Source organism: Marinobacter sp. ANT_B65 (genome assembly GCF_002407605.1).
GTDB lineage: Bacteria > Pseudomonadota > Gammaproteobacteria > Pseudomonadales > Oleiphilaceae > Marinobacter.
This window is the reverse complement of sequence record NZ_NXGV01000001.1, coordinates 53,959-78,547: the sequence shown is the minus strand read 5'-3', so window position 1 is coordinate 78,547 and position 24,589 is coordinate 53,959. Positions and strand designations below refer to the sequence as shown.

Sequence of the window (24,589 nt, the reverse complement as noted above, 5' to 3'; positions counted from 1 at the left end):
ATTTACTCCTCCCGGACACCCAGAATCTCATCATAGTAGGCGGGTATCGTGTATCTCAGGCCATAGCGACCGAACAGAGCCTCCATCTCACCATTACGAACCATCTGGTCAATAATGGCCTCTATCGCGTAACCCAGTTGTCGATGGGTATGTTTGACTGCTACCCCGACATCCCAGACTTGCTTGCCAATACCGGGAAACCCATTGGATGCTGTTTTCAGGCCACTGCCAGCGCGCTGCTGCATTTCAAAATCAATCTCGGCCCGCATTCCCATCACAGCACTGACCTCTCCAGCTTCCAGCTTATCGAATGCAGTCGCCACGTTCGGAAAGTGGTGAACCTGATTTCGTAACCGACCACCAAGGGTCGAGCTGAGATAGAAGTCAGGCAGCGTATCGATCTCAACGCCAATCGGGTGATACTGAAACAGGGCAATGGTCGAGACATCCTGGATCATTTCCGGGTTAAATCCGATCTGCCACTGCTCCTGCTGGTACGGGCCGAACAGCACCACCTGCTCGTTCATGTACTCCCCGGTGGAATCCTGCATATAGGCGAATTTCTTGTCATAGGGCACACGCATCATCACATCTGCCAGACGTCGCTTTGCCAGGTAATGGCCTTTCCAAACATTGTTGCGGAGGTCATCGCCCAGAGTTTCATCCGGCACGATCCAGTGGGGCTGGAACTCGACCCCCAGCTCTTTGGCAATATATCTGCCAATATCCGCATCAATGCCCCTGGCAACACCATCCTGTTCAAAAGAATAAGGCGGGAAATTTTCGTACATACCTACTTTCAGGAACCCTGAGGCCACTACGATGTCGTAGGTTCGCTCCGGTGGCCGGTCGAGCACACCCTCCTGAGCGACCACAAAGCCAGCGACAAAAAACAACACCAATGCCATCAAATATCGAGTGATTTTCACTGTGACCCCTTCTGACATTCGCCTTGAGGATTATGTTCCTGCCTTCACCAACGACTGATTACTCAGGTGCAGGAAGAGATTCCACATAGGTTCTGATGGCCCAGATGGCAGTCTGCCCCAGGTTGCTCTTGAAAGAGGGCATCCCCCGATCAGTTCCGTTCATGACACGACCGATAAAGTACTCATCGTCCCAGGGAGAAAGCTCACGCAGATCCGGTGTCAGGCCGCCCGACATAGCCTGGATACCATGACAACCCGCACAGTTCCCGGCATAACCGCTCTCACCGATAGCTACGGCCTGGGCATTCAGGTCACCCTTGGAACTGCCCTCCCGAAACGGATTCTCTGCCAGGGGCTCTGTACCCAGATCTGGCAGGTCCCCTGTATCTACGGGTTGCGGCGTTACATTACCGTGCGCCATTACCAGTCCAGCCATGCCAAACAGCGCAGCTGCGAATAGTGTTTTTACAGAAAAGGACGTTGTCATTGTTAGTACCTCTTTGTTCGGATCTTGATGCCCAGGCGTTAGGGTTTATCAAACACCAGACTGCTTGTCTCAAGTCTAGGAACCCCGCAGCCTGATCCGAATGCCACTTTGGGGGTTTTGGTGTAGTTCCTTGGTAGTAGACGGTCAGAGCAAGGGCTAAAGCATGAGAGCCTGAGGCGCTCTCGAAAAACCTCCTACTTCTCAGCGACAAGCGATACAGCCGGGAACTTTTCCCGGTTTTTAGCGGCATTTTCCCGCATTCATCATGATTTTTTCCGTCGCTTACACTCGGCTGCAACGCTAATACTCATTGCGTCGACGTCAGAAGCAGGACGTTGTGGTCACAACAAAAATCAAGGGGAAACCATGAAAACCACCATTGAGAAACACCCGCTTGTACGCGGAATAGGCCTGGCCCTGATGCTGAGCTCATCAGTCGCATTGTCATTGCAGGCCCAGGCAAAAGAAGTTACCTGGGACGACATCGCCAACGATGCGGAAACAACAGAAAACGTTCTTGGCTATGGCATCGGCCCCAAAGCACAGCGTTACAGCCCGATGACAACCATCAACCGTGACAACGTTGAGCGACTGGTCCCTGCCTGGTCATTCTCGTTCGGTGATGAAAAACAACGTGGCCAGGAGTCCCAGGCTCTCATCCACGATGGCATTGTCTATGTAACCGGCTCGTATTCGCGCATCTATGCTCTGGACGCCAAAACCGGCGACAAGCTCTGGGAATACAATCACCGGCTGCCTGATGGTATCCGGCCATGCTGCGACGTCGTCAACCGCGGCGCAGCCATCTTCGGGGATAAAGTTTTCTTCGGCACTCTGGACGCAGGCATTGTTGCCCTGAACAAGGACACAGGGAAAGTTGTGTGGCGGGAAAAGTTCGGCGACCACGAAGCCGGATACACCATGACCGGAGCACCCACCCTGGCTAAAGATCAGAAAACCGGCAAGGTTCTCCTGATTCACGGTTCCTCCGGCGATGAATTCGGCGTTGTGGGCAAGCTGTTTGCCCGTGACCCTGATACCGGCGAAGAAATCTGGATGCGTCCGTTTGTTGAAGGACATTACGGCCGCCTGAACGGCAAGAAAAGCACCCCTACCGGTGACGCCAGCGCGCCAAGCTGGCCCGATGACCCGAATACTGAAACCGGAAAAGTTGAAGCCTGGAGTCAGGGCGGAGGCGCACCCTGGCAGAGCGCCAGTTTCGATGCCGAGACCAACACAATCATCGTCGGCGCCGGCAACCCGGCTCCCTGGAATACCTGGAAGCGAACATCACCTGGCGGTGACCCGGCTGATTACGACAACCTGTACACATCTGGTCAGGTAGGCGTTGACCCCTCCACAGGGGAAGTGAAGTGGTTCTACCAGCACACACCTAATGATGCCTGGGATTTCTCCGGTAACAACGAACTCGTTCTTTTTGAGTACGACGAGAATGGAAAGACTGTAAAAGCTACAGCTCATGCTGACCGTAACGGCTTCTTCTACGTAGTTGATCGCACCAGCGGAGAATTCAAGAAGGGCTTCCCGTTCGTGGACAACATTACCTGGGCTAAAGGAATCGGCGAAGACGGCCGTCCCATAGAAGTAGAAGGGCAGCGGCCACCACCAGTAGCCGAGGGTGAGACCCGCGGCGAGACTATTGAGGTTTCCCCTCCCTTCCTCGGAGGCAAAAACTGGAACCCCATGGCCTATAGCCAGGACACCGGCCTGTTCTACGTGCCAGCCAACCATTGGAAAGAGGACTACTGGACTGAGGAAGTCACCTACAAAAAAGGTGCTGCCTATCTGGGCCAGGGCTTCCGTATCAAGCGCATGTATGACGACCATGTTGGCATCCTGCGAGCCATGAACCCGATCACCGGAGAGATCGAGTGGGAGCACAAGGAAAACATGCCTCTGTGGGCGGGCGTTCTCGCCACCAAAGGCGGCCTGGTGTTTACAGGCACAGGTGACGGCTTCCTCAAGGCATTTGATGCCGAAACCGGCGAAGAACTCTGGAAGTTCCAGACTGGCTCGGGAATCATTTCTCCCCCGATCACCTGGGAAATGGATGGTGAACAGTATATCGGTGTCACATCCGGTTATGGCGGCGCAGTGCCACTCTGGGGTGGCGACATGGCCGAGTTGACCAAGCCCATTTCCCAGGGCGGGTCATTCTGGGTCTTCAAGATGCCATCCTGGGCACAGGCCTCGAAATAACCAGCCTCCGGCCAGGGCCTGGCGTTATGCCAGGCCCTGTTTTCGAACATCCGTTCGGGAGTAAATGTCATGAAATCAGTTATAGCCGCCTCCATGATTACGCTGTGCTCACCAGTACTAGCCGGTGACTACCTTGCAGGCAAGGATAAGGCGCCAGTCATTAACGGCTGTGTTCTTGAACAGGAAGCCAGCTGCGCCGGCATGGACCTGCGGGGTGCGGACCTGTCCAATATGGACCTGAGCTCTGCGGACTTCAAAGGGGCCAATCTATCGGGAACCAACCTCAGCCATACCAACCTAAGGGGCGCCAATCTGGATGGTGCAAACCTGGACAACGCCACTGGGTACCGTTTGCAGGCGTACCGTGCAAGCATGCGGGGAGCGTCACTGAAAAACGTTAACTTTCAGGGCATGCAGGCCGAATACCTGTTTGCCCAAGGGTCGGATTTTAGCGGCGCAGACCTTACAGGCGCCAACTTTGCCTTCTCAAGATTCTCGGGAGCATCACTGCCAAACGCCAATCTGGCATTCACCAGTTTTGAAATTTCATGGATGCCGAAAGCCAACCTGAAAGGTGCCAGTTTGCTCGGAGCCAACCTTCAGGAAGCCAAACTCGGCCGAGCCAACCTGGCGGACGCCGATCTGACAGGAGCCCGGATACACTACGCCACCTTTGTAGGCACCTTCATGGAAGGCTGCACAAACTGCCCTTTTGACTGGTAACCGTTGGCGGGTTTACACCCGCTGACCCTCTCCCAGCTGGCCGTAGCGAATCAGCCCTGCATCCACGGCCAGGTGAATCAGCTCTACCGATGAAGATACCTGCAGTTTGTTTTTCAGCACGGCCAGGTGATTGGAAACCGTTTTATTACTGACGCACAAACGCCCGGCAATACCGGGAATACTCTCACCACGGGCATACATCAACAGAACCTCCATCTCCCGCTGAGTGATATCACGCAGGCGATGATCCACCGGCCTTTCCACGTTCATAGCCAGCCGGGTCGCTATCGGGTGTTCGATATAAGGTTGGCCCGCAGCCACTCTCTTGACGGCCTCCGCCAACTCCTCCGGGGCGCAGCTCTTGGATACAAACCCCAGCCCGCCCACATCCAGTGCCTGCCTGACCATAGGCAGCTCATCATGCATGGTGAAAAACAATATTGCGGCACCACGCCAGCGCTGGCGGATCCGACGCCCGGCTTCCAGCCCGGAAATATCCGGCAACCCCATGTCCAGAAGCACCACGTCGGGCTGTAAATCCCCGTAACGGGCCACAGCATCCAGCCCGGTCTCAACCTCAACAATAGCGATGGCCGGGATCATGGACCGCAACAGGCTGGCAATTCCCTGACGTACAACCTGATGGTCGTCCACAAGCAACAATTTCATAACGCACCTCCCGAACCTGAACCAGAATTGGGCAGCGGCACCGCCAGACAGATGCAGGTGCCCTCACCAGCCTTGCTGAAAAACTGAACTTTACCGCCAAGACAACGAGCCCTCTCCCGCATGGAACGCAGGCCAAGCCCGGCTTTTTCCGGGAGGTTGTCATTGCCCTCGCCGTCATCACGAATCTCTACCCGCAAGCCCTGGGTGTTTCCTGCTACCGCAAGAGTCGCACAGCTGGCCCTGGCATGGCGGGAGATGTTATTGAGAGCCTCCTGGAGAAAACGATAGAGATGGGTCTGCTGTTCATCCGTCAATTGGGGCAAACGATCATCCATATCCAGCCGGCAGTCCAGCCCACTCAGTTGCTGCCACTGTTCTGTAAGGTGGCGGATGGCACTGCCAAGCCCCAGTTGCTCCATCACCAGCGGGTGCAGATCCTGCAACAGATGGCGAAAGTGCTGCTGCAGGGTTTCGCAATGCCCCGCCATATCTCTGGCTTGCTGTTTGTGTTGCTCGTCAAGTTCCGGGTCATAAACCCAGCTCCGCGCCTGAGCGCGGATGCCGGTGAGATACTGGCCCAGATCATCGTGCAAAACACGGGCAATATGCGACCGCTCACGGTCCTGTAACTGGAGCAACTCGTTCAGCAGGAGGCTAACGGTTTTTTGTTCATTCTCCAGTGCCACGGCCATGGTATTAAACCTCCCTGCGAGCGCATCCAGTTCCCGGATATCCTGACGCGGAAGCCTGGAGGTCAGTTTGCCTCCAGCCACGGCTTCCAGGCCGGAGGCCAGAGATTCCAGCGGCCGCAATCCCTGCCTGACAGAACCATAGAGGGCGGCAAAACACAAAACCATACCCACAGCGTATGAAAACGAGATCAACAGGAAGCCTTCCCAGATTTCTTCTGCCTCATCAGATGGATCAATCCTCCAGCCATTGACCGGAGCAAAGGAGACATTCCCCGCAATCATGGATGAAAACCAGGAGGGCACGCTGTCACCGGCCTTTGCGGCGCTGGCAGTTCCAGCCAATGGCCGCATGTGGCGCATGTTCTCAACCACACTCGCAGGCAGGTTTCCCGGGCTGCCCAGACTATCAGCCAGGCCATGCACACCAATGAGTTCACGCTGCACATCATGGCGGGCCTGTCCGATGTAAAAGACAGCGCCCAGCAGGTAAACAAGGATAAACACCGTCAGCATTGTCAGGGAAATCTTCCGGTACGCCGTCATGGGTTTTTATCCTGTTCGAGGCATCAGCCACCATTACAACCATGCTAAAGGCATCATTTTTGACAGGAATAGTTCTTTAGTACTGCCACTTTCCTACTTTCTGGATATTTTCGGGACTTTTTCCCTTCTCTAAGCTGAAGGCACAACAATAAACCGGAGAATTCCATGTCTGTCCTGTTCAGAGCTGCAACAGCGATACTGATAACGCTAGTCAACGCGGCCCCACTGCAGGCCGAATCTCTGGAGGTTCGCGTCGGCTACGTGCAATGGCACCCAGACCAGGGGCCTGTGCTGTCCAACGTCCTCCCGGAACCGGAGGACGCTGGCCTGAAAGGCGCTGAGCTGGCCATACAGGACAACAACGCCAGCGGCAAATTCCTTGGCCAGACTTACACCCTTCAAAGCACCCGCGCCAACTCTGAAGAGGAAGCCATAACAGCCTTCGAAACCATGCTCGGGAAGGGTATCGAGCTGTTCGTGATAAATGCTCCGGCACAGACTCTGGAAACAATCACCTCCAGGGCGAAGGAAACAACGCTGTTCTTCAACGCTGGAGCCAGGGACGACAAACTTCGCACCGATGAGTGCAACCTCAACCTGCTACACACCATGCCAAGCTACGCCATGCTGACGGACGCACTGGCTCAGTGGCTGAACCAGCGCCGCTGGGATGAGGTTTTCCTGATCGGCGGGCCGACAGATGCCGACAAAGGCTGGGCCGATGCTTTCCGCCGCTCCGCCAAACGCTTCGGCCTGAAAATTGTTGAGGACAAACTCTGGACTTTCGATGCCGATCTTCGCAGGACAGCTTCGAAGGAACTGCCTCTGTTTACCCAGGCCAGCAATTACGACGCTGTCGTGGTGGCCGATGTTCGCGGTGATTTCGGCGAGTACGTCCCCTTCAATACCTGGCTGCCGCGCCCCGTGGTCGGCACACAGGGTATGTCGCCAGTGGCCTGGCACCGGGTAGTGGAGAGTTGGGGAGCAGCACAACTGCAGAGCCGCTTTCGCAAACTCGCCAGCCGCGACATGAACAGTGAGGACTATGCTGCCTGGGCCGCTATCCGCTCGATTGGCACAGCAGTGACAGGCATCAACAACCCGAGCCCAGCCGAAATCCGGAGCTTCCTGTACAGCGACAGATTCCAGTTGGCCGCTTTCAAAGGTCGCAAGCTCAACTACCGCGACTGGAACGGGCAACTCAGACAGCCTGTGCCTTTGGTACATCCCAGGGGGCTGGTAGCCCGGGCACCGTTTGAAGGTTTCCTGCACCCAAATTCTGACATGGACACGCTCGGCTTCGACAAGCCCGAGAGCAACTGTCGCATTAACGGCTGACCGCCTTGACTGCAGTTACTTAAAACAAGAAGGAGTTATTTCATGAAATCCTTACTCAAAAAGACAGCCCTGGCCGCTATGATCGGACTGTCTACGCCTGCGCTTGCCAGCCTGGCTTACGTGTCCAACGAAAAAGACAACACGCTATCGGTTATTGATATCGAATCCATGGAGGTGATCGACACTATTGATGTCGGTGCACGCCCCCGGGGAATTCTGCTCTCCAAGGATCACACCAGACTTTACATTTGCGCCAGCGACGATGACACAGTGCAGGTGCTGGACCTGGCCACCCGCAAGATCATCGACAGCCTGCCATCCGGTGAAGACCCGGAGCAGTTCTCCCTGCACCCCAATAACAAACACCTGTACATCGCCAACGAAGACGATGCGATCGTGACCGTAGTGGATGTAACCAACAAAGATGTGCTGGCCCAGATTGATGTAGGCATTGAACCGGAAGGCATGGCTGTGAGCCCGGATGGTAAATGGGCAGTAAATACGTCCGAAACCACCAGTATGCTGCACTGGATCAATACCGAAACCTTCGAGATAGAGAAAAACATTGTGATCGGGCAACGCCCCCGACATGTGGAATTCAGCAAAGACAGCAAGATTGCCTGGGCCTCCTCGGAAATCGGCGGCACCGTGCACATCATTGATGTGGACAGTCTGGAACAGATCCATGAGATGTCTTTCAAGGTGCGCGGCGTTAACCAGGACCGTGTTCAGCCTGTAGGTATCAGGCTGACGTCCGACGGCAAATATGCGTTCGTGGCCCTTGGACCAGCCAACCATGTTGCGGTGGTGGATGCCAAAACCTATGAGGTGCTGGATTATCTGCTTGTTGGCAGCCGGGTCTGGCAACTGGATCTGGACAAGGACGAGAAACGCCTGTTTACCACCAATGGCGTGTCCGGAGATGTATCGGTCATTGATGTGGACGCCATGAAGGTGATCAAAACCATCAAGGTCGGCCGCTACCCCTGGGGCGTGGTCATAGATCCGTCGTCGTGACCATCCAGGCAAGCAACATCAGCTTTCGCTACGGCGACAAGCCTGTGCTCAGGGACGTAAGCTTCGAGTTGGCCTCTGGTCATTTCCACGCCCTGCTTGGGCCCAATGGCGCTGGCAAATCCACGTTATTCGGGCTACTGACAAGGCTTCTGGCACTGCAACAGGGCGATATCCTGCTGGCGGGTCAGTCCCTGAAGAAGCAGCCAGCCGAAGCCATGCGCAGGATCGGCGTGGTGTTCCAGCACAATGCCCTTGATCTGGACCTGACCGTGCGTCAGAACCTGCAGTATCACGCCGCGCTGCACGGGTTATCCCGCAAGGAAGCCCGGGTACGGGGTGACCGGGAACTGGAGCGATTTGAATTGCTGGATCGCGCAAACGATGCCGTGCGTAAACTCAATGGAGGTCATCGCCGGCGCGTGGAAATTGCCCGCGCTCTGCTCCATGAACCTTCGCTGCTTTTACTGGATGAACCCACGGCAGGACTGGATGTTGCCAGCCGCCAGGCCCTTAATGAGCATGTACGGGCGCTATGTGAGAAAGACGGGCTGGCCGTGCTTTGGGCCACACACCTGATTGAGGAAGTACATGAGAATGACCAGGTGCTTATCCTGCACCAGGGGCAGTTACTGGCTGACGGGACGGGGCACGCCATCTGCGAAGCTGAGGGTGCCCGTGATCTGGCCGAAACCTTCCACACCCTGACCGGAGCCGGATCACCATGAAAGCTGCCCATTACTGGCATTGCTTTGTAGGCATTCAGGCCAGGGAATGGCTGCGTTTCTGGCAGCAAAGAACCCGCTTTTTCAGCGCGCTGGTCAGGCCACTGTTATGGCTGGTGGTCTTTGCTGCGGGTTTTCGGGCGGTTCTGGGGATTTCCATTATTCCGCCCTACCAGACCTACATCACCTATGAGACCTATATCGCCCCAGGGCTGTGCGGCATGATCATCCTGTTCAACAGCATGCAGGGTGCGCTATCCATGGTGTACGACCGCGAACTGGGCAGCATGCGGGTGCTGCTGATGAGCCCATTGCCACGCCCCTTTCTGTTGATCACCAAACTACTCTCCATGGGCATCGTATCAGTCGCACAGGTGTATCTGTTCCTTCTGGTGGCCCGGCTTCTCGACGTGGAACCACCCGCATGGGGTTATCTTGCAGTGCTGCCAGCGGTTCTGTTGGTTTCGCTGATGCTGGGCGCATTCGGCCTGCTGATTGCAACCTGGGTCAAGCAACTCGAAAATTTCGCCGGCGTGATGAATTTTGTCATTTTCCCGATGTTCTTTCTGTCCTCGGCTCTGTATCCACTCTGGAAAATGCAGGAAGCCAGCCCCTGGTTGTACTGGCTATGCCAGTTCAACCCGTTTACCCATGCAGTAGAAGCAATCCGGTTCGCCCTCTACCTGCAATGGAACCCATTGGCATTCGGTATTACCGCAACAGTCACTCTGGTGCTCGCCACACTGGCAACAGCCGGATTCCGGCCTCAGCGCACCCGGATTCTTGCCTCTCGCCCATCATCACCCCTCGCGCGAGAATAGTACTTTAGTGCTTCTTTTTTGGTGCGATGGTCTCATTCACCTGACCTGCGACATACCGTGTAATGGCAGCATCACAATAATAAATCGAGGTTCAGTCCAGTGTTCAGGCCCTTAGTCAAGCTAGCATTGTCGATTCCGCTCACGCTCCTGTTGCCGCTCATCGCCGGGAATGCCACTGCAAGTACTGACCCGCAATCTGCCGGGCTGTTTTCCGATGCGGGCTATCGTGTGGACCGATACCGGAGCCCGACGCCAGGGCAGGCCACCGGAGCTGTCACCGTCGACACCAAAGCTATGGAGGAGCTGATCAAGGATGAGCCGGCACTGGTGATCATCGATGTTATTAATCTCGAGTTCCGCCACAACCGTTTCCTGCAGACAGAACCTCACCACTCCTTGCCCTCAGCTCACTGGCTACCCAACACCGGGCAAGGTGAACTGAACAAGGACTGGCACGATTACCTGATCAACAATGTTCGCCAGCTCACGGACAACGACCAGGATCAGCCGGTCGCAGTCTTGTGCAAGTCCGACTGCTGGCTCTCCTGGAATGCAGTAAAACGCCTTTCCGAATCTGGATTTAAAACACTGTACTGGTATAAAGATGGCGTCGACAGCTGGCAAAATGCAGGCCTCCCGACACAGCCAGCCGACCCGATACAGCCTGAATTCACTGCTCAGCACCAAAACAACAATTGAGGGATATACATGCTGACTGCAACTATCGACTCGAAAAAAAGCTATGCTGACAGAGACAACCAACCACTGGCGCAAAGCGAACCTCAGATGACGGAAACTCCGGAAGTAGCCTACAAAATCCTTATCGCGGACGACCACCCACTGTTCCGGGAAGCCATTACCAGCGTGATCGAATCCGGCTTTGCCGGCAGCGACGTAATCGAAACTGCGGATCTTGAAAGTGCAATTGCGCTGACCCGGGAGCACGACGATCTGGACCTGATTCTGCTCGACCTGAACATGCCCGGGATGCACGGCCTGAACGGCCTGATCGCCCTGCGCAACGAAGCACCCACGATTCCGGTGGTGATTGTATCCGCCGAGGAAGACAAACAGGTGGTATTACAGGCCATCACCTACGGGGCCATAGGATTCATTACCAAATCCTCACCCCGCGCCCAGATGACCGAGGCGATACAGCAGATCCTGAATGGCAACGTCTACCTGCCATCCGACATTATCCGGACCGGCAAGGAAAGTCAGCGCCGCCATCGCAATGACAGTAATCCGATTTCTCCGGAGCTTCTGAACTCTCTGACACGCCGCCAGCTGCTTGTGCTGGAGCGTATGTCCAAGGGTGAATCCAATAAACAGATTGCCTACAACCTCAATATTGCCGAAACCACAGTCAAAGCCCACGTTTCAGCAATTCTGCGCAAGCTCTCGGTGCACAACCGGGTGCAGGCCATTCTTGCCGCCGGTGATGTAGACTTCAGCCAGTACCTGAAACGATAAGAGCATCAGTGCTCACTGCATGCTTACTGGCCGCGGAGCAGATGGTTGAGGGCGCTGCGTAGCTTCAATGGCCTTACAGGCTTGTTCATAAGCAGGTAGCCCAGTTCACGGATATGCTGCTTCAACTCGTTGGTGTAATTGGCAGTAATCATCACGACCGGCGCAGGCTTCCGACGTCGGCTATTTATAGCCGAAACCGCATCAACTCCGTTTTCATCGTTGTCCAGATGGTAATCAGCCAGTATCACATCCACCGGGTTCCGGGCCGGGTTTAACTGCGTTTCCAGATCCTCCAGAGAAACCGCCGTCGTGACCTGGCAATCCCAGCCTTCCAGCAACGTCTTCATGCCCTCACAAATCGCACGATCATTGTCGATAACCCAGATTTTCGCACCGCCAAGCCCTTGTCCGTTCGCTGCCACCAGGTTGCTTTCCACTGCCTCAAGGCGGGGTTTCAGTTGCCCCAAAGGCACCCTGACACTGAACACTGACCCCCGGCCTTCTACCGACGATACACTCACATCATGGCCCAGCATGCGGGAAATTTTATCAACAATAGCCAGCCCCAGACCAAGGCCCTTATCCGAATGAGCTCCCGATGGCTGGATGCGCTTGAACTCCTGGAATATTTCCTTGAGTTTGTCCGCGGGAATGCCGGGGCCTGTGTCCCACACCTGTAGCACTATTGAGTTTTTTTCCCGCCGGCACCCCAGCAGGACACGACCTGTCTCGGTATAGCGAAGAGCGTTGGTGAGAAAATTCCGGAGAATACGGGCCAGCAACTGGGAATCCGATTCAATAATGGCCGAGCTGGCTACAAAATCGAGCCGAAGCCCTTCCGCCAAGGCCATCTGGCGAAACTCACGGGCAATATTATTAAGCAGATCCCGCAAATCAAATGCCGTTACATCCGGCTGAATCACTCCCGCATCCAGTTTGGAAATATCCACCAGAGTGCCCAGGAGATTTTCGACATCATCAAGTGACGTACTTACCGAGCGCACCAGCCCTTCAGCCTTGGGGCCAAAGGACTGCTCCAGCAAGGCACTGGTGAAGAGCCTTGCCGCGTTCAGGGGCTGCAAAAGGTCATGACTGACAGCTGCCAGAAACTTGGTTTTGGAGAGATTGGCCTGCTCTGCTTCACGCTTTGCGTCACGCAGGCGAGCTTCTGCCGCAGCGCGTTCCTCAATTTCCGTACGCAACTGGCAATTGGCATCAGTCAGTGCAGCTGTGCGCTCTTTAACCCGGCGCTCCAGGCTGCCGTATGCCTGCTCCAGCGCCAGCGCGGTCTTGCGCCTGTCGGTGATATCACGGATCAGTACGAAAAAGCCGACAATATCTCCCTGTTCATCAAAGTTGGGAACATAGGAGCGCAACATATAACGCTCCTGCCCCATCTCTCCCGCCTCTTCAAATTCAAAGGTTACGTTGCGCCCGGACAATACCTCGAGAATATGTGGCAGAAGGCGCTTGTAGAGTTCAGGCGGATGTACTTTATCCAGACTCTTTCCAAGCGGTGATTCACCATTGCGGCCATACCAGGTTGCATAAACCCGATTACAAAACTGGATACTGAGATCCGCCCCCACATAAGCAATCAGAGCTGGAACGTGATCCGTTACAACGCGAATCCAGCGCTCGCTGTCCTCAAGCGCTCTGATACGTCGGGCCATCTCGCTGTTCTTAACGTCTGTAATATCGGAATACAGCACCACCAGACCACCTTCACGGGTAGGTCGTTCAGTCATCTGTACCCAGCGGTCGTTGGACAGCAGGAAGACTTCCCCTTCGGAATCCGGCTCACTGTGCTCCTCAACAATCAAACCCGAAGCCACTGCCAACGCCCGCACTTCACTGATATGTGCGCCCGGAGCCGGCATAGGGGCACCAGCATGGCGCCAGTAGCTCCGGAAACGACTATTGCTCTGAATCAGCTGGTGCTGACGGTCAAAAAGCACGAAACCATCAGCAATACTCTCAATTGCATCATTGAGGCGCTGACGGGAGGTCTCTGCTTCTTCCCGGGCACGGGTCAGGGCTTTATTACTGGTTTTCAGCTCATCCATCGCCAGACTGAGAGCTTCCGTACGCTCACGCACCTGTTCAGCCAGGACAACCGAGTGTTCAAAAGCCGCATAGGGTTCAGGCTTGTGTGCATCGCCGGATTCAACCCGGACAATCAGGGCATCGCGAATCTTCCGAAGGCGATCATTTTCCGCCTCCAGCTCGGCAAGCCGCCGCTCAAGAGGACAGCTCACCGGGGATTTGTCTTTACCCGGAACAGACATCAGGCTGGCCAATAACTACTCCCGTAAACGTCTGGTTGATATGCATTCCATTGAACTGCTCCCCGTAACTATTGAACCCGATAACCTTGTGATAGCGAAGGAACTCAGACACTGCGTCTGACTCTCCGGTAAGTTCAGCCTCCAGACGACGCAGGAAACAGTCACAGCCAATAGTCACAAGAGGCCGGCCAACAACACGTTCCGAGGCTTCGAGCTGGGTCCGCACTGTATCAAGCAGTGCTCCAGGTTCCATTCCGGTCATTACAATTCCGGTTTCAACTGCACAATAAAAGGTCAGGCTTTTGTCCGGATTAACACGCTGTATCGAGCGAATAAAATAATGGTCACCAATTTTTACGCCCAGAGGCCGGAGCGCAAATATCTCCCTGTCCAGCGCCTCAACCGTTGAACCCACAGCCCGGGCATAGGCTTCAGCAGCAGGCTCTGCATTGAGTTCGTAGACAGTCCGGGTGTCTGCACAAGCTTTGGTGACAACCAGCTTTTCTCTGCCCTCAGCCATGTGGTGTGTGGAAAAAACACGGAAATCCAGAGGGGTATTTACCAGCAGAACGGTTGCCGCCCCTGAGTGAAAACGGCCTCCATGGAACACATGTGTGTTGGTCAGGCGTTCATCGTCACCGGCAGACCCGCCAAACTGGGGAATACTTCCGAGCGCCGCATTAAGAGTTGCCAGCACCAGCTCCTCCCGGCTCGACAGTCCGTCCAGAAGCGTAATTGCGAAGGTGTTACCTTTAATAGGGGCCAGTCTCGCGCTACGGCAATGTGACAACAATCCGTCTATGACGTTCTGGGCATCCTGCAACGTAAAACGATCCATTTCCCGAATCAGTGCGCAATCAATCGAGAAATAACGACGGTCAAAGCCGATGGCCGAAATGCATCCGCGATCATAACCACGGGAGGTTATCTCACCAGCAGACGTACACCCTGAAACAGTCACACCCGCAAACTCGTTTTCCAGTGCAGCGCCAAGGCGTGCAAGGTCATATTCTGCGGAACAGAAAAACAGCACAAACCCCAGGTACGGGTGCCGGAGCTCGTCAGCGAGACTAGCCGCAGCCATAGCCGGATCACGAGTACCGGAACTTGCAACTCGAACCGCGGGCTGAGACATCACTGACTGCATAGAGGAAGGTTCCACAGGAAAAGGTCTTCCCGGTAATTTTACTGCATCCGGATATCCCGCCAATGCGACTTCAGTGCTTTTCACCGGAGCGCCAAAGTGATCGTAAGCCATTGATTAAATTACTCCCGCATCAACAGTTGATGACGCGTCCGTCCTGGACACGACAAAACCGACACTTTAGTTCTACAAACAGATCGAGTTCGGGGCGGCACAGAACGGCTCCGGCCACCCCTCACACCAGGATCAGAACATAACAATCGCACCAAGTGCGATTGTGTCCGCATCCGTAGTAGTTACGCCGCTTGAACGATTTTTGTCCTCATACATACTGTACTCGGCAACAACTTTGAAATTGCTGTTAATGTCGTGAAAGAAACCAATGGTCGTGTTTTCAGTTTCAATATCAAGAATTTCAGCATCGGTTTCGCCATAGGAAAGTACGACACGGTTGGCCCCGAAGGCATAGGAACCCTGAACCAGAAATCCATCGGCATCGTCTTCAGTCAGAGGAGCGTTGACAATGAGTACAGGGTTATCACCCTTGGATGTGAAGGCTGATGCCGCCACAGTCAGGCCGGCAACTGAAGCTTTCAGGCCATAACCAACAGCCGTGCTGTCAACTGTTGTAGCTCCACTCTCCGCCGACTGATAGCGACCATTCACCCAGCCAGTCAGAGCAACGTTACTCAGGTTAGTGCTGTAAGTAACCTCGGATTCAAATCGTGGCGCCGAGTTCTCATCGGCCACGCCCGTAACGGTATCGGCCGGATCCAGAGCACCCACAGCGATCTGCAAACCACTCATATCGGGAGAACGGTAGGTGATCTGGGCCGATGGAGTCGGGTAAGCATAACCTGTCCGGATATTGCCGAAAGAAACACCACCCGGGCTGCCACCCGGCGAACCAAACCCCATGAGGATTTCATCCAGGAAGATATTGGAGCGGGCGTACAGGCCAAAGTCCTTACCGATAAGCACCTGACCAAAGCTGCCATCCACTGTGGCGTAGAACTGACGCACATCGATGGCAGTATCAGTTGGAGAGTCAAGGCTGTCGTTGATGGTCGTCCAGAAGGAGGAACGGCCGCCCAGGGTCAGGTCGCCCATTTCCTTACTGAAATTAAACCCGATAGTGTTGGGCAAAAAACCCATCTTGATACGGGAATCCCGGGTGTCAGAAACGTCTTCACTGCGGTTTACATAAAACGCGTTGAAGTAGCCATCCACAGAAAAGGACGTCCCATCCTGGTTGTATAACTCGACGGCAGCATTTGCTCCCGCACTGGCACACAGAGCACTGGCCATTGCCATTGCCATGCCTGTTTTTCTGAAATTGTTGTTGTTCATAGTTCCCCCGATTGTTTTTGAAATTCTGGTTTGGGGTACCAATGCATCTGGCTACCCCAGGCGTGGTCTGTCGCCTGAGTTTCATCTTCTGTTAGCGGGGAGAAGGGGGGAATCAGCCAAGGGGGCTGGTTTTGTGCTCATTTGGGAGGGAGGCGAAACAGAACTTTGGGATTACGACCCTTCCGGGAACTGAGACAACTCCTGCAAACAATCCTGCAGAAAGTCTTCCGGATCAGCCAGAACCGCTTCGTCTGCGACCACACCGAACTGAACCTGCCCGGCATAGCTGACAATGCTGATACCCAAGCCGATACTACCGGCCTGAGGCACCCAAAACATCTGCTCTTTGATCCGGCAGCCGGCAATATAGCGCACCTCCGGAGTACCGGGGACGTTCGAAACGACAGCACTGGCCTTGCGGTAGAAAATATCTGAAAGCGGCTGGCGCAGGGGTTCAGGAACCAGGGTTGAACAGGCTGACAAGCTCCAGGCAATTCCTGGCTGCCAGCTCTTTTTCAGTCGCCGGGTTTCCTGCTTGATGCGATAAAGCCGTTCCAGAGCACTCTCGCCATCTACCGGCAGAGGAACAAACACCGTACCAAAGTAATTCCCCAGCGCACCCGGTTCAGGCCGCAGGTCATCCGGCAGGCGGCTGCGGATATCAACAGGAACGGCAGCATGCATAACGGCATCATCCAGAGCTTTACCCGAAAGGCCAAGGCGCGGACGAACCGCCGCAGCCACACAGCTGAGCAAGACATCATTGATGGTTACATTTGCGGCTCTGGCAACAGACCGGAACCGTTCCAGTGGAACAGGCTCAGACCACCGGCAATGACGCCGGCCCAACAGTGGGCGCTTGAGGTCGGACGGCGTATCTTCTGGCTCGGCCAGAAAATCACTGAACTCATTTACCAGTTTCAATCCATTGCGGGCCAGCTGATCCAGCAACACGCCCGCCTGATCCCACTGACTTCCCGGCTCTGCATGAGGTTCGTCAGTACCGGATTCCGGCGTCAGATCACCGCCGACCAACTGCTCAATATGGCTCCTGGCCGCCGACACCCAGGGAGATAATCCGCCGGTTTGCCGGGCGCCATAAACTGCCGGATGCTGTTGCGGAGACACAGGACAAAGACGATCAAAAATACCTGTCAGGGATACCCCGTCTGCATAGCAGTGGTGCAGCCGAAGCAACAATACCGCCCCGCCCTCTGCATTCGGTGCCAGCCAGAATTTCCACAGCGGCCGATAAAAAGGCAGAGGCTGATTCAGGCGGGCAGAAACCCAGTCCTGCAGTTCGCCTTCCGTAAAACGGTTAAGCACCACATCCAGATGGTGCCTGAGATCAAAAGCCGGATCCGGTTCCCACCACCACCCAGGTGCACGTTTGACCGGCATATACCGGAAGCGCTCCCAGGCCATCCAATAAACCCTCAGGAATCCCCGCAGCCGGGGCGCGGTCAGGCCATCCACCCGCATCATGACGGTAATAGCCATAGGGTTTCGGTGACTCTCCAGAGCCAGCCAGGCTGAATCCGCAGGAAGCATGGGATGCGTTTGCTCGTGACTCAAACCCGAACGTCCCCGGAAGTGGTGGTATGGAAAAAAGTGTGATCAGCATTGTGCCAGACATACATTACCGGCTCCACCAGGCCTCCGGCAGTATGTATTACAAAAAAACTACACTCCGACACCCCCTCAACCCTATACTGACTATAGACTTCAAGGTCCAGCGCAAAATAAAAGACTATAGCCGGGCTGGGAGGGAAACAGTATGAAAGCGAGCCACATCCGCAAACTGATCAAACCAATCAACAGCGCCTACTCCGAGATGTTCTCGGGGCGAGTCTATCGTGTGGGTGAAGGGGCAGTGTCTGTTCGCAATCACAGCGGCGAAGCAAAGCAGACTGTAATTGGAGTACATGGCTTTCTGGAAAATCATTGCTATTTCACCCAGACCTATGAAGCACCAACCACTGAGCTGATCCTTCTGACCTGCAGCAACTACCATATCCCGGTAAACGGTGTAACGCCGGAAACACCGGAATGGGAGGTGCCGATCAAGCATCTGGAAGGCACCGTTGAATACGATGCCTGCATCCTGAATCAGGCACTGGTAAATCTGCCCAGCACCCGGAATATACGAATTCACGGCCATTCACGGGGCGGTGCCGTTATTCTTGAAGCGATTAAACACCGACCGGAACTCTACGAAAACGTAGAAGTGGTTCTTGAAGCACCAGCCCTGCCCCAGGGTAAGGTTTACCCATTGGTCTCAACCATTCTGGAACCCGTCAGCCATGGCATGTGGCCCTGGGTAGTCCGGCTGATCAACAGCGCGCCGTCTTCCGCATACGGACAGACTTTTTTTGGCAAGATGAACCCCCGAAAAAAACAGCTGCTCAGCAAGCTGTTTTACTCTACCCGCGACCATCTCACTATTGTCCGCAATATCGAAAACCTGCTTGAGTGGATGTCACGCACTCATACTGATATTTATAGCCATGTGCGCCACGGTACCTTCCTGATTCCAGGTGTGGATCACATTCTGGACCGGCCGGCCATGCTCGCCAGCGCAAGGCAGAGCCCGACCTCCATGCGCATTATAGAGACCGGGGCTCCCAGCCACTTTATTACTCTCGACAGCAAGGAATGGCTGCCAGGCTTTGAGTCACTGAAAGCCGCTGCCCAGGGCTGACACCCGGTTCTGCCCCCCCCTGCATACTCAGCAAGCTGACACCCGACAAGTGGTCAGGTTTACTGCGCCCGCGCTTTTCCTCCGGTAAACTAGCCAGCGCTATTCAAACTCGACCTGGTTTTATCGGAGCTGCCCCCATGTATCGTGAGCGCATTATCAGCACAGACGTGCGCTCAGACAGCGCCCGGCGCTTGCAGCAACTGCTACTGGATTATCACGATTTCCGGCACACTAAAGCCGGTCACCGGCTGCTCGACAGTACGTTCAGTATTGCGGACTGGCAGGCAAGCCGCCTTAAACTGACCCATCAGGACCTGTATCAGCAACCTGCCTATCACGCTGGCCTTCAGTTTTTGCTCACTGACCTTTACGCCCCTGCCAGCATGACACGACGCGACGACAACATAGACCGGGTCTTCCCGAAGATGGTCAAGTGGCTACCCGATCATCTTCTGGAAACACTTTCCGGGCTGGTAGAACTGAACCTGATCACTCAACAGCTGGATCTTGAACTGGCTGAACGTCTTGAAGAGCATGATATACAAGCCTCATTACTGACCACTGAACAGTATTGCCAGGCATACCGGGCCAGCAAGAAACTGGAACAGCGCAGAAAGCAGGTAATACTGGTTGCAGATGTGGGGCAGCAACTCGACCGTTACGTGCGCAATCGCACACTGGGCTGGCTGCTATCCATGAGCAGGACTCCGGCAGAGATGGCCAACCTCAGCGATCTGCACGACTTCCTTCACAGAGGTTATTCCGCGTTCCGGAAAATGGATAAGGTAGACCTGCTGATTGACCGGCTGGTAACACGGGAGCAGCGGGTTATGGAGAATATTATCAACGGTCATCCGGAACCCTTTTCACTCCCGGACGACCTGTAATAAATACCTGCGCGTCAGGTCACGCCTTCAGAATCTGATCAAGCTGACTGTTGATCTCCTGCTCAATCCTCGATTTGAAAGGGCGCAGCAGCATTCCCAGCTCCAGATGCACGTGCAGATCTTCATCGGTAATGTTCAGATGGCCTTTGGCACCAGAGCGTTTGAACGTCAGATGATCGCCCTCCCACTGGTAATTCACATCAAACTGGCTGGAGAGATCGCGGGCAAGCGTTTCCGCCGCTTCGCGGGCATGACCTTTATCAAAAGAGTGAGCGCGGTGTACATCGATTACGGACATGAGTCAGTTTTCTCTTCAAAATTGAACGGTTTTACAGTGTAAGGCGGTATTAAACATCGAGCCACCCTTGTAGCAACCCCGTCAACCGTTAGAATACGGGGTTCAGATTCTGACAGGACATGCCCCATGAGCGAGCAACAAACACCGGCCAGCCCCGGCAATGGCCAGGACGACATAACCCATTTCGGTTTCAGCAACGTACCAAAGAGCCAGAAAGCAAACCAGGTGGCTGAGGTGTTTCACAGTGTCGCGGGCAAATACGACCTTATGAACGACCTCATGTCCATGGGTGTTCACCGGTTGTGGAAGCGCTTTACCATTGAGCTTTCCGGTGTGCGTCCGGGGCATCAGGTACTGGATATTGCCGGCGGAACCGGCGACCTGACCATGAAATTTTCTGATCTGGTGGGCCGTGACGGCAAAGTGGTTCTCGCCGACATCAACGCTTCCATGCTGCAGGTTGGTCGCAGCCGCCTGACCGATCGCGGTTACGCTGGCAATATTGAATATGTGCAGGCGGATGCCGAACACCTTCCCTTCCCGGATAACAACTTCAACGCAGTGTCCATTGCCTTCGGCCTGCGTAACGTAACCGATAAGGATCAGGCTTTACGTGACATGACCCGCGTGCTGAAGCCCGGAGGCAAGCTGATGGTACTTGAGTTTTCCAAGCCCACCAACCCGCTGCTCAGCAAAGCCTACGACACCTATTCATTCAAGGCTCTGCCATTAATGGGCAAGCTTATTGCCGGCGACAGCGAAAGTTACAAATACCTGGCTGAGTCCATTCGCATGCACCCGGATCAGGACACGCTCAAAAGCATGATGGAAGACGCCGGCCTGGTGAACTGCAAATACTACAATATGACCGGCGGCATTGTTGCCCTGCACGTGGGAATCAAACCCTGATGTTCCCCGGCCCGACCCTGCTTACGGCGATAACCGCCATAATAGAACGGGCACTGAACCAGGCGCTGGAACTGGACCCCGCCGGGCAACAGGCGCTGCTGGATGCTCTCGAAGGGCCTGTACAATTCCGCATTACGGAGCCGGTTTCGCTGACCCTGTCTCTGCACCGCGCCGGACAACGCGTGCAAGTACACAGCCAGCCAGCAGAAGAGCCATCTATTGAGATCAGCGGCAGGCCCCTGGCTTTTGCGGCACTGGCCTCAGGCGACAACCGCGTGTTTACTGACAAACGGCTCGAGGTTACCGGTGATACTGGTCTCGCACACCAGTTTCAGCGCGCCCTGGATCAGCTTGACCCGGACTGGGAAGCCGCCATGGCACAGCATATCGGCGATGTACCGGCCCATTTTATCGGCAAGCGCATTCGCAATGCCGTGAGCTGGAGCCGACAGGCCTTCACTACTTTGAACGCCAATATCGAAGAATACGTGCATGAGGAAAGCCGCACCCTGCCAGGCCGTCGCGAGCTGGAAGCCACATTCGAAGATATCGATACCCTCAGTCTGCGCACAGAGCGCCTGGAAGCGCGCGTAAGCCTGATTGCAAATCGTGGCACTACTGACAAACCGGAGACTCCGTGACCCGTCTGCAACGCCTGTTCCGAATTTCCTGGGTATTCTGCCGCTACAGGCTGGACATCTTCCTGCCTCTGGCTGAGCTTCCCGGGCCACTAAAGGTCTTCTTCCTGCTCGCACCCTGGCACCTGTTTCCGCAACCAAAACTCAGCCGTGGAGACCGCCTGCGTCTGGCTCTGGAAGAACTCGGGCCGGTATTTGTCAAATTTGGCCAGATTCTCTCCACCCGCCGTGATCTCCTGCCAGACGACATGGCAGAATCACTCAAAACCCTCCAGGATCGCGTCCCCCCCTTCCCCAGCGACGCAGCCCGAAACATTATTGAAACCTCTCTGGGGGCTCCGGTATCCGAGCTGTTCAAAGAGTTCAGCGCCGATCCCATGGCATCCGCCTCAGTGGCACAGGTTCATGCTGCCACTCTGCTGAACGGCCAGGAAGTTGTTGTGAAGGTACTGCGCCCGGGCATAGAGAAAGTGATCCGGCAGGATCTTGCCCTGATGTATCTGATGGCCAATCTGCTGGAAAAATACTGGACCGAAGGCAAGCGCCTGCACCCCGTGGAAGTGGTTGAAGATTACGACTCCACCATCCACGACGAGCTGGACCTGCAGCGCGAGGCCGCCAACGCCAGCCAGTTGCGCCGTAATTTCGCAAACTCCTCACTGATTTACATCCCCTTCATCGACTGGGACTATACCCGCAAGTCAGTACTCGTAATGGAGCGCATCCACGGCATCCCCATTGCCGATGTTCCGGCCCTGAAAGCGGCGGGGGTAAACATGAAGGTTCTGGCAGAGAAAGGCGTTGAGATCTTCTTCACCCAGGTATTCCGTGACAGCTTCTTCCACGCAGACATGCACCCGGGGAATATCTTTGTAGACGTCAGCAACCCCGCCGACCCGAAATACATCGCTATTGATTTCGGCATTGTCGGTACCCTGGCACCGGACGACCAAAGCTACCTTGCCCGAAACCTTCTGGCCTTCTTCCGCCGTGACTACCGACAGGTAGCGGAGCTCCATATCCAGTCCGGCTGGGTACCAGCCGACACTCGGGTAAACGAGTTTGAGGCCGCCATCCGTACCGTATGTGAGCCGATTTTTGAAAAACCCCTGAAGGACATTTCATTTGGTCACTTCCTGCTTCGGCTGTTTCAGACTGCCCGCCGTTTCAATATGGAAGTTCAGCCGCAACTGGTGCTGCTTCAGAAAACCCTGCTGAATGTGGAAGGCCTTGGTCGCCAGCTGTATCCGGAGCTTGATCTCTGGAGCACCGCGCAGCCCTTCCTGGAAAACTGGATGCGCAAGCGGATTGGCCCATCAGGTCTGATCAAATCCCTTCAGACCCACCTGCCCTCGTGGCTGGAGCAATCCCCGGAAATGCCGCAACTGATTCACGACGCGCTACTGCAGCTACGCGGCTCAGGCCCCATCGAGAAACAGAACCAGGGGACACTGGCGCTGATCCGGGAACAGCAACGCATAACAGATCGACGCTGGCGCCGTGGAATTACCGCCATAGTACTGGTTACCGCAGCCATTATCGGATCGCAGCCAGAGGCCCGCACATGGGCGGAGACTGTGCCGCTCTGGAGCTGGGGATTGCTGGTTGCCGCCGGGGTTCTGGCCATGCGTAGCAGTCGCTGAATCATGCTTTACACTTAACCGGCGGAGTAAATTGAGGCGACCGATGGTTTCATTATGGTCAGGCCTGAATATAATCGTTTCGTGAGCCCCGGTATTAAAACTATCCTCGTATTAGAAGTGGAGTTTATTTATGCAGCCAAAAGACATCGTGGCTCAGTTCATCTCTGAGATCCGCGCCCAGCGTTTTGACAACGCAAAGACCTTGCTGGTTGCTGAGGGTTTTGAGTATGTGGGCCCGAATATGCGTTTCCTTAGTCCGGATGACATGATCTCCTTCCAGTTTGCCATGGCAGCCATACAGAAGGACCTGATTCTCCGGCAACTCAGCGCCGACGGCGAACACGTTTTCGCGATCCTGGATTATCAGACCAACTTTGAACCAATCGGAGATGTGCGGCTGGCGCTCTGGTTTCGTGTCCGGGACGACAAAATCCAGACAGTCGAAGCCTTTTATAATGCGGCCGTAGTTGAAAACATGCTGGGGGGAAACCTGCCTGCAGCCGTGGAATAATTCCCACCCGAAGGTGCAGCCCCAAATAACGAGGTTGCACCCGGAACATACTCAACAAAGTGGTCATTCCACCCTGAAGATCTCGTCACACACCTGTTGCTGGGTCTTGTGATCACCGCTAACAACCCGGTCGGCATAGCGGGCGTATAGCCTGTAGCGCTCGGCAAACAGTTCATCCAGAGTCTGGCCCGGGCGTTTGGAAATCCCCCTCAGACTGAAGTCACCAATACGCTGACGTACATTTGCCATAGAAATGTCCAGAAACACGACCACACTGTTGCGCTTGAGGTGCTGCATTGCACGTTCGCTGTATACAGCACTCCCGCCGGTGGCAATCACGTGGCCAGTCACATCCAGACTACAGAGCACCTCCTCTTCAACACGGCGAAGAGCCTCATAGCCTTCTTTATCAACGATGCTCTGCAGGCTTTCGCCCGCGTGTGACTGAATCAACAGATCCGTATCCACAAAAGCCAGCGAGGCCGCCTTGGCCAGCAAAACACCCACAGTACTCTTGCCCGAACCGGGCATACCTATCAATACAATATTTTTCGGCGGTGACGGCATCATATATACACTACCTGAA

The 24,589-nt window shown here is 55.0% G+C and carries 24 protein-coding genes; 14 read left to right on the top strand and 10 right to left on the bottom strand.

What is annotated here, in order from left to right; all coding sequences use genetic code 11:
* Positions 1-2 precede the first annotated feature (2 nt).
* Both CPA50_RS00380 and pedF read right to left on the bottom strand, forming a co-directional pair.
* Positions 3-929 carry a substrate-binding periplasmic protein gene (locus CPA50_RS00380; protein ID WP_227519432.1) on the bottom strand — a complete coding sequence of 309 codons (927 nt, stop codon included), beginning with the start codon at positions 927-929 and terminating at the stop codon, positions 3-5.
* A 58-nt stretch (positions 930-987) separates the two neighbouring features.
* Positions 988-1,416 (bottom strand): cytochrome c-550 PedF, encoded by a 429-nt coding sequence (gene pedF / locus CPA50_RS00375; RefSeq protein ID WP_096780530.1) that lies wholly within the window; start codon positions 1,414-1,416, stop codon positions 988-990.
* Positions 1,417-1,836: 420 nt separating this feature from the next.
* On the opposite strand from pedF, the gene CPA50_RS00370 reads away from it, so the two are divergent.
* Both CPA50_RS00370 and CPA50_RS19830 read left to right on the top strand, forming a co-directional pair.
* Positions 1,837-3,636, top strand: a complete 1,800-nt coding sequence (locus CPA50_RS00370) for a methanol/ethanol family PQQ-dependent dehydrogenase (protein WP_179397183.1) — start codon at positions 1,837-1,839, stop codon at positions 3,634-3,636.
* 69 nt (positions 3,637-3,705) lie between these two features.
* Positions 3,706-4,359, top strand: coding sequence for a pentapeptide repeat-containing protein (locus CPA50_RS19830; protein ID WP_096780528.1), 654 nt, complete (start codon positions 3,706-3,708; stop codon positions 4,357-4,359).
* Positions 4,360-4,371: 12 nt separating this feature from the next.
* Here CPA50_RS19830 and CPA50_RS00360 read toward each other — a convergent pair whose 3' ends face one another.
* Together CPA50_RS00360 and CPA50_RS00355 are read right to left on the bottom strand one after the other, a co-directional pair.
* On the bottom strand, positions 4,372-5,028 hold the full coding sequence (locus tag CPA50_RS00360) for a response regulator transcription factor (RefSeq protein WP_096780527.1): 657 nt from the start codon (positions 5,026-5,028) through the stop codon (positions 4,372-4,374).
* Positions 5,025-6,263: a histidine kinase gene (locus tag CPA50_RS00355; RefSeq protein WP_096780526.1), complete on the bottom strand. Its 1,239-nt coding sequence runs from the start codon at positions 6,261-6,263 to the stop codon at positions 5,025-5,027. The genes CPA50_RS00360 and CPA50_RS00355 overlap by 4 nt, the downstream gene beginning before the upstream one ends.
* A gap of 165 nt (positions 6,264-6,428) precedes the next feature.
* Between CPA50_RS00355 and CPA50_RS00350 the strand changes: the two genes are divergently transcribed.
* The 6 genes from CPA50_RS00350 to CPA50_RS00325 all read left to right on the top strand — a co-directional run bounded on the left by CPA50_RS00350 (position 6,429) and on the right by CPA50_RS00325 (position 11,634).
* On the top strand, positions 6,429-7,601 hold the full coding sequence (locus CPA50_RS00350) for an ABC transporter substrate-binding protein (protein ID WP_096780525.1): 1,173 nt from the start codon (positions 6,429-6,431) through the stop codon (positions 7,599-7,601).
* A gap of 42 nt (positions 7,602-7,643) precedes the next feature.
* A complete protein-coding gene (locus tag CPA50_RS00345; protein ID WP_096780524.1) occupies positions 7,644-8,618 on the top strand; it encodes a YVTN family beta-propeller repeat protein in 975 nt (324 codons plus the stop codon).
* Positions 8,615-9,343 carry an ATP-binding cassette domain-containing protein gene (locus CPA50_RS00340; RefSeq protein WP_096780523.1) on the top strand — a complete coding sequence of 243 codons (729 nt, stop codon included), beginning with the start codon at positions 8,615-8,617 and terminating at the stop codon, positions 9,341-9,343. Before CPA50_RS00345 ends, CPA50_RS00340 begins: the two co-directional genes overlap by 4 nt.
* Positions 9,340-10,161 (top strand): ABC transporter permease, encoded by an 822-nt coding sequence (locus tag CPA50_RS00335; protein ID WP_096780522.1) that lies wholly within the window; start codon positions 9,340-9,342, stop codon positions 10,159-10,161. The genes CPA50_RS00340 and CPA50_RS00335 overlap by 4 nt, the downstream gene beginning before the upstream one ends.
* Before the next feature lie 99 nt (positions 10,162-10,260).
* Positions 10,261-10,860: a rhodanese-like domain-containing protein gene (locus CPA50_RS00330; protein ID WP_096780521.1), complete on the top strand. Its 600-nt coding sequence runs from the start codon at positions 10,261-10,263 to the stop codon at positions 10,858-10,860.
* An 87-nt stretch (positions 10,861-10,947) separates the two neighbouring features.
* Positions 10,948-11,634, top strand: a complete 687-nt coding sequence (locus CPA50_RS00325) for a response regulator (protein WP_096782258.1) — start codon at positions 10,948-10,950, stop codon at positions 11,632-11,634.
* Positions 11,635-11,657: 23 nt separating this feature from the next.
* On the opposite strand, the gene CPA50_RS00320 is transcribed toward CPA50_RS00325, so the two are convergent.
* The 4 genes from CPA50_RS00320 to CPA50_RS00305 all read right to left on the bottom strand — a co-directional run bounded on the left by CPA50_RS00320 (position 11,658) and on the right by CPA50_RS00305 (position 17,991).
* On the bottom strand, positions 11,658-13,922 hold the full coding sequence (locus CPA50_RS00320; RefSeq protein WP_096782257.1) for a NahK/ErcS family hybrid sensor histidine kinase/response regulator: 2,265 nt from the start codon (positions 13,920-13,922) through the stop codon (positions 11,658-11,660).
* Positions 13,906-15,069, bottom strand: a complete 1,164-nt coding sequence (gene nosP, locus CPA50_RS00315) for a nitric oxide-sensing protein NosP (protein WP_413772147.1) — start codon at positions 15,067-15,069, stop codon at positions 13,906-13,908. The genes CPA50_RS00320 and nosP overlap by 17 nt, the downstream gene beginning before the upstream one ends.
* Before the next feature lie 243 nt (positions 15,070-15,312).
* On the bottom strand, positions 15,313-16,416 hold the full coding sequence (locus CPA50_RS00310) for a porin (RefSeq protein WP_096780519.1): 1,104 nt from the start codon (positions 16,414-16,416) through the stop codon (positions 15,313-15,315).
* A gap of 171 nt (positions 16,417-16,587) precedes the next feature.
* Positions 16,588-17,991 (bottom strand): WS/DGAT domain-containing protein, encoded by a 1,404-nt coding sequence (locus tag CPA50_RS00305; protein ID WP_096780518.1) that lies wholly within the window; start codon positions 17,989-17,991, stop codon positions 16,588-16,590.
* 202 nt (positions 17,992-18,193) lie between these two features.
* Here CPA50_RS00305 and CPA50_RS00295 point away from each other — a divergent pair, with 202 nt between their 5' ends.
* Entirely contained in the window at positions 18,194-19,117 is a 924-nt protein-coding gene (locus CPA50_RS00295; protein ID WP_096780516.1) for an alpha/beta hydrolase, read from the top strand.
* A 137-nt stretch (positions 19,118-19,254) separates the two neighbouring features.
* Positions 19,255-20,004, top strand: coding sequence for an FFLEELY motif protein (locus CPA50_RS00290; protein ID WP_096780515.1), 750 nt, complete (start codon positions 19,255-19,257; stop codon positions 20,002-20,004).
* Positions 20,005-20,023: 19 nt separating this feature from the next.
* Here CPA50_RS00290 and CPA50_RS00285 read toward each other — a convergent pair whose 3' ends face one another.
* Entirely contained in the window at positions 20,024-20,302 is a 279-nt protein-coding gene (locus CPA50_RS00285) for a polyhydroxyalkanoic acid system family protein (RefSeq protein ID WP_096780514.1), read from the bottom strand.
* A gap of 126 nt (positions 20,303-20,428) precedes the next feature.
* On the opposite strand from CPA50_RS00285, the gene ubiE reads away from it, so the two are divergent.
* The 4 genes from ubiE to CPA50_RS00265 all read left to right on the top strand — a co-directional run bounded on the left by ubiE (position 20,429) and on the right by CPA50_RS00265 (position 24,003).
* Positions 20,429-21,211 (top strand): bifunctional demethylmenaquinone methyltransferase/2-methoxy-6-polyprenyl-1,4-benzoquinol methylase UbiE, encoded by a 783-nt coding sequence (gene ubiE, locus CPA50_RS00280; RefSeq protein WP_096780513.1) that lies wholly within the window; start codon positions 20,429-20,431, stop codon positions 21,209-21,211.
* Positions 21,211-21,852 carry an SCP2 domain-containing protein gene (locus CPA50_RS00275; protein WP_096780512.1) on the top strand — a complete coding sequence of 214 codons (642 nt, stop codon included), beginning with the start codon at positions 21,211-21,213 and terminating at the stop codon, positions 21,850-21,852. Before ubiE ends, CPA50_RS00275 begins: the two co-directional genes overlap by 1 nt.
* Positions 21,849-23,492 carry a ubiquinone biosynthesis regulatory protein kinase UbiB gene (ubiB, locus tag CPA50_RS00270; RefSeq protein ID WP_096780511.1) on the top strand — a complete coding sequence of 548 codons (1,644 nt, stop codon included), beginning with the start codon at positions 21,849-21,851 and terminating at the stop codon, positions 23,490-23,492. The genes CPA50_RS00275 and ubiB overlap by 4 nt, the downstream gene beginning before the upstream one ends.
* 130 nt (positions 23,493-23,622) lie before the next feature.
* Positions 23,623-24,003 (top strand): nuclear transport factor 2 family protein, encoded by a 381-nt coding sequence (locus tag CPA50_RS00265; protein WP_096780510.1) that lies wholly within the window; start codon positions 23,623-23,625, stop codon positions 24,001-24,003.
* Between the two features lie 63 nt (positions 24,004-24,066).
* Here the strand turns inward: CPA50_RS00265 and CPA50_RS00260 are convergent, their stop codons facing one another.
* Positions 24,067-24,570: a shikimate kinase gene (locus CPA50_RS00260; protein ID WP_096782256.1), complete on the bottom strand. Its 504-nt coding sequence runs from the start codon at positions 24,568-24,570 to the stop codon at positions 24,067-24,069.
* Between the last annotated feature and the right edge of the window lie 19 nt (positions 24,571-24,589).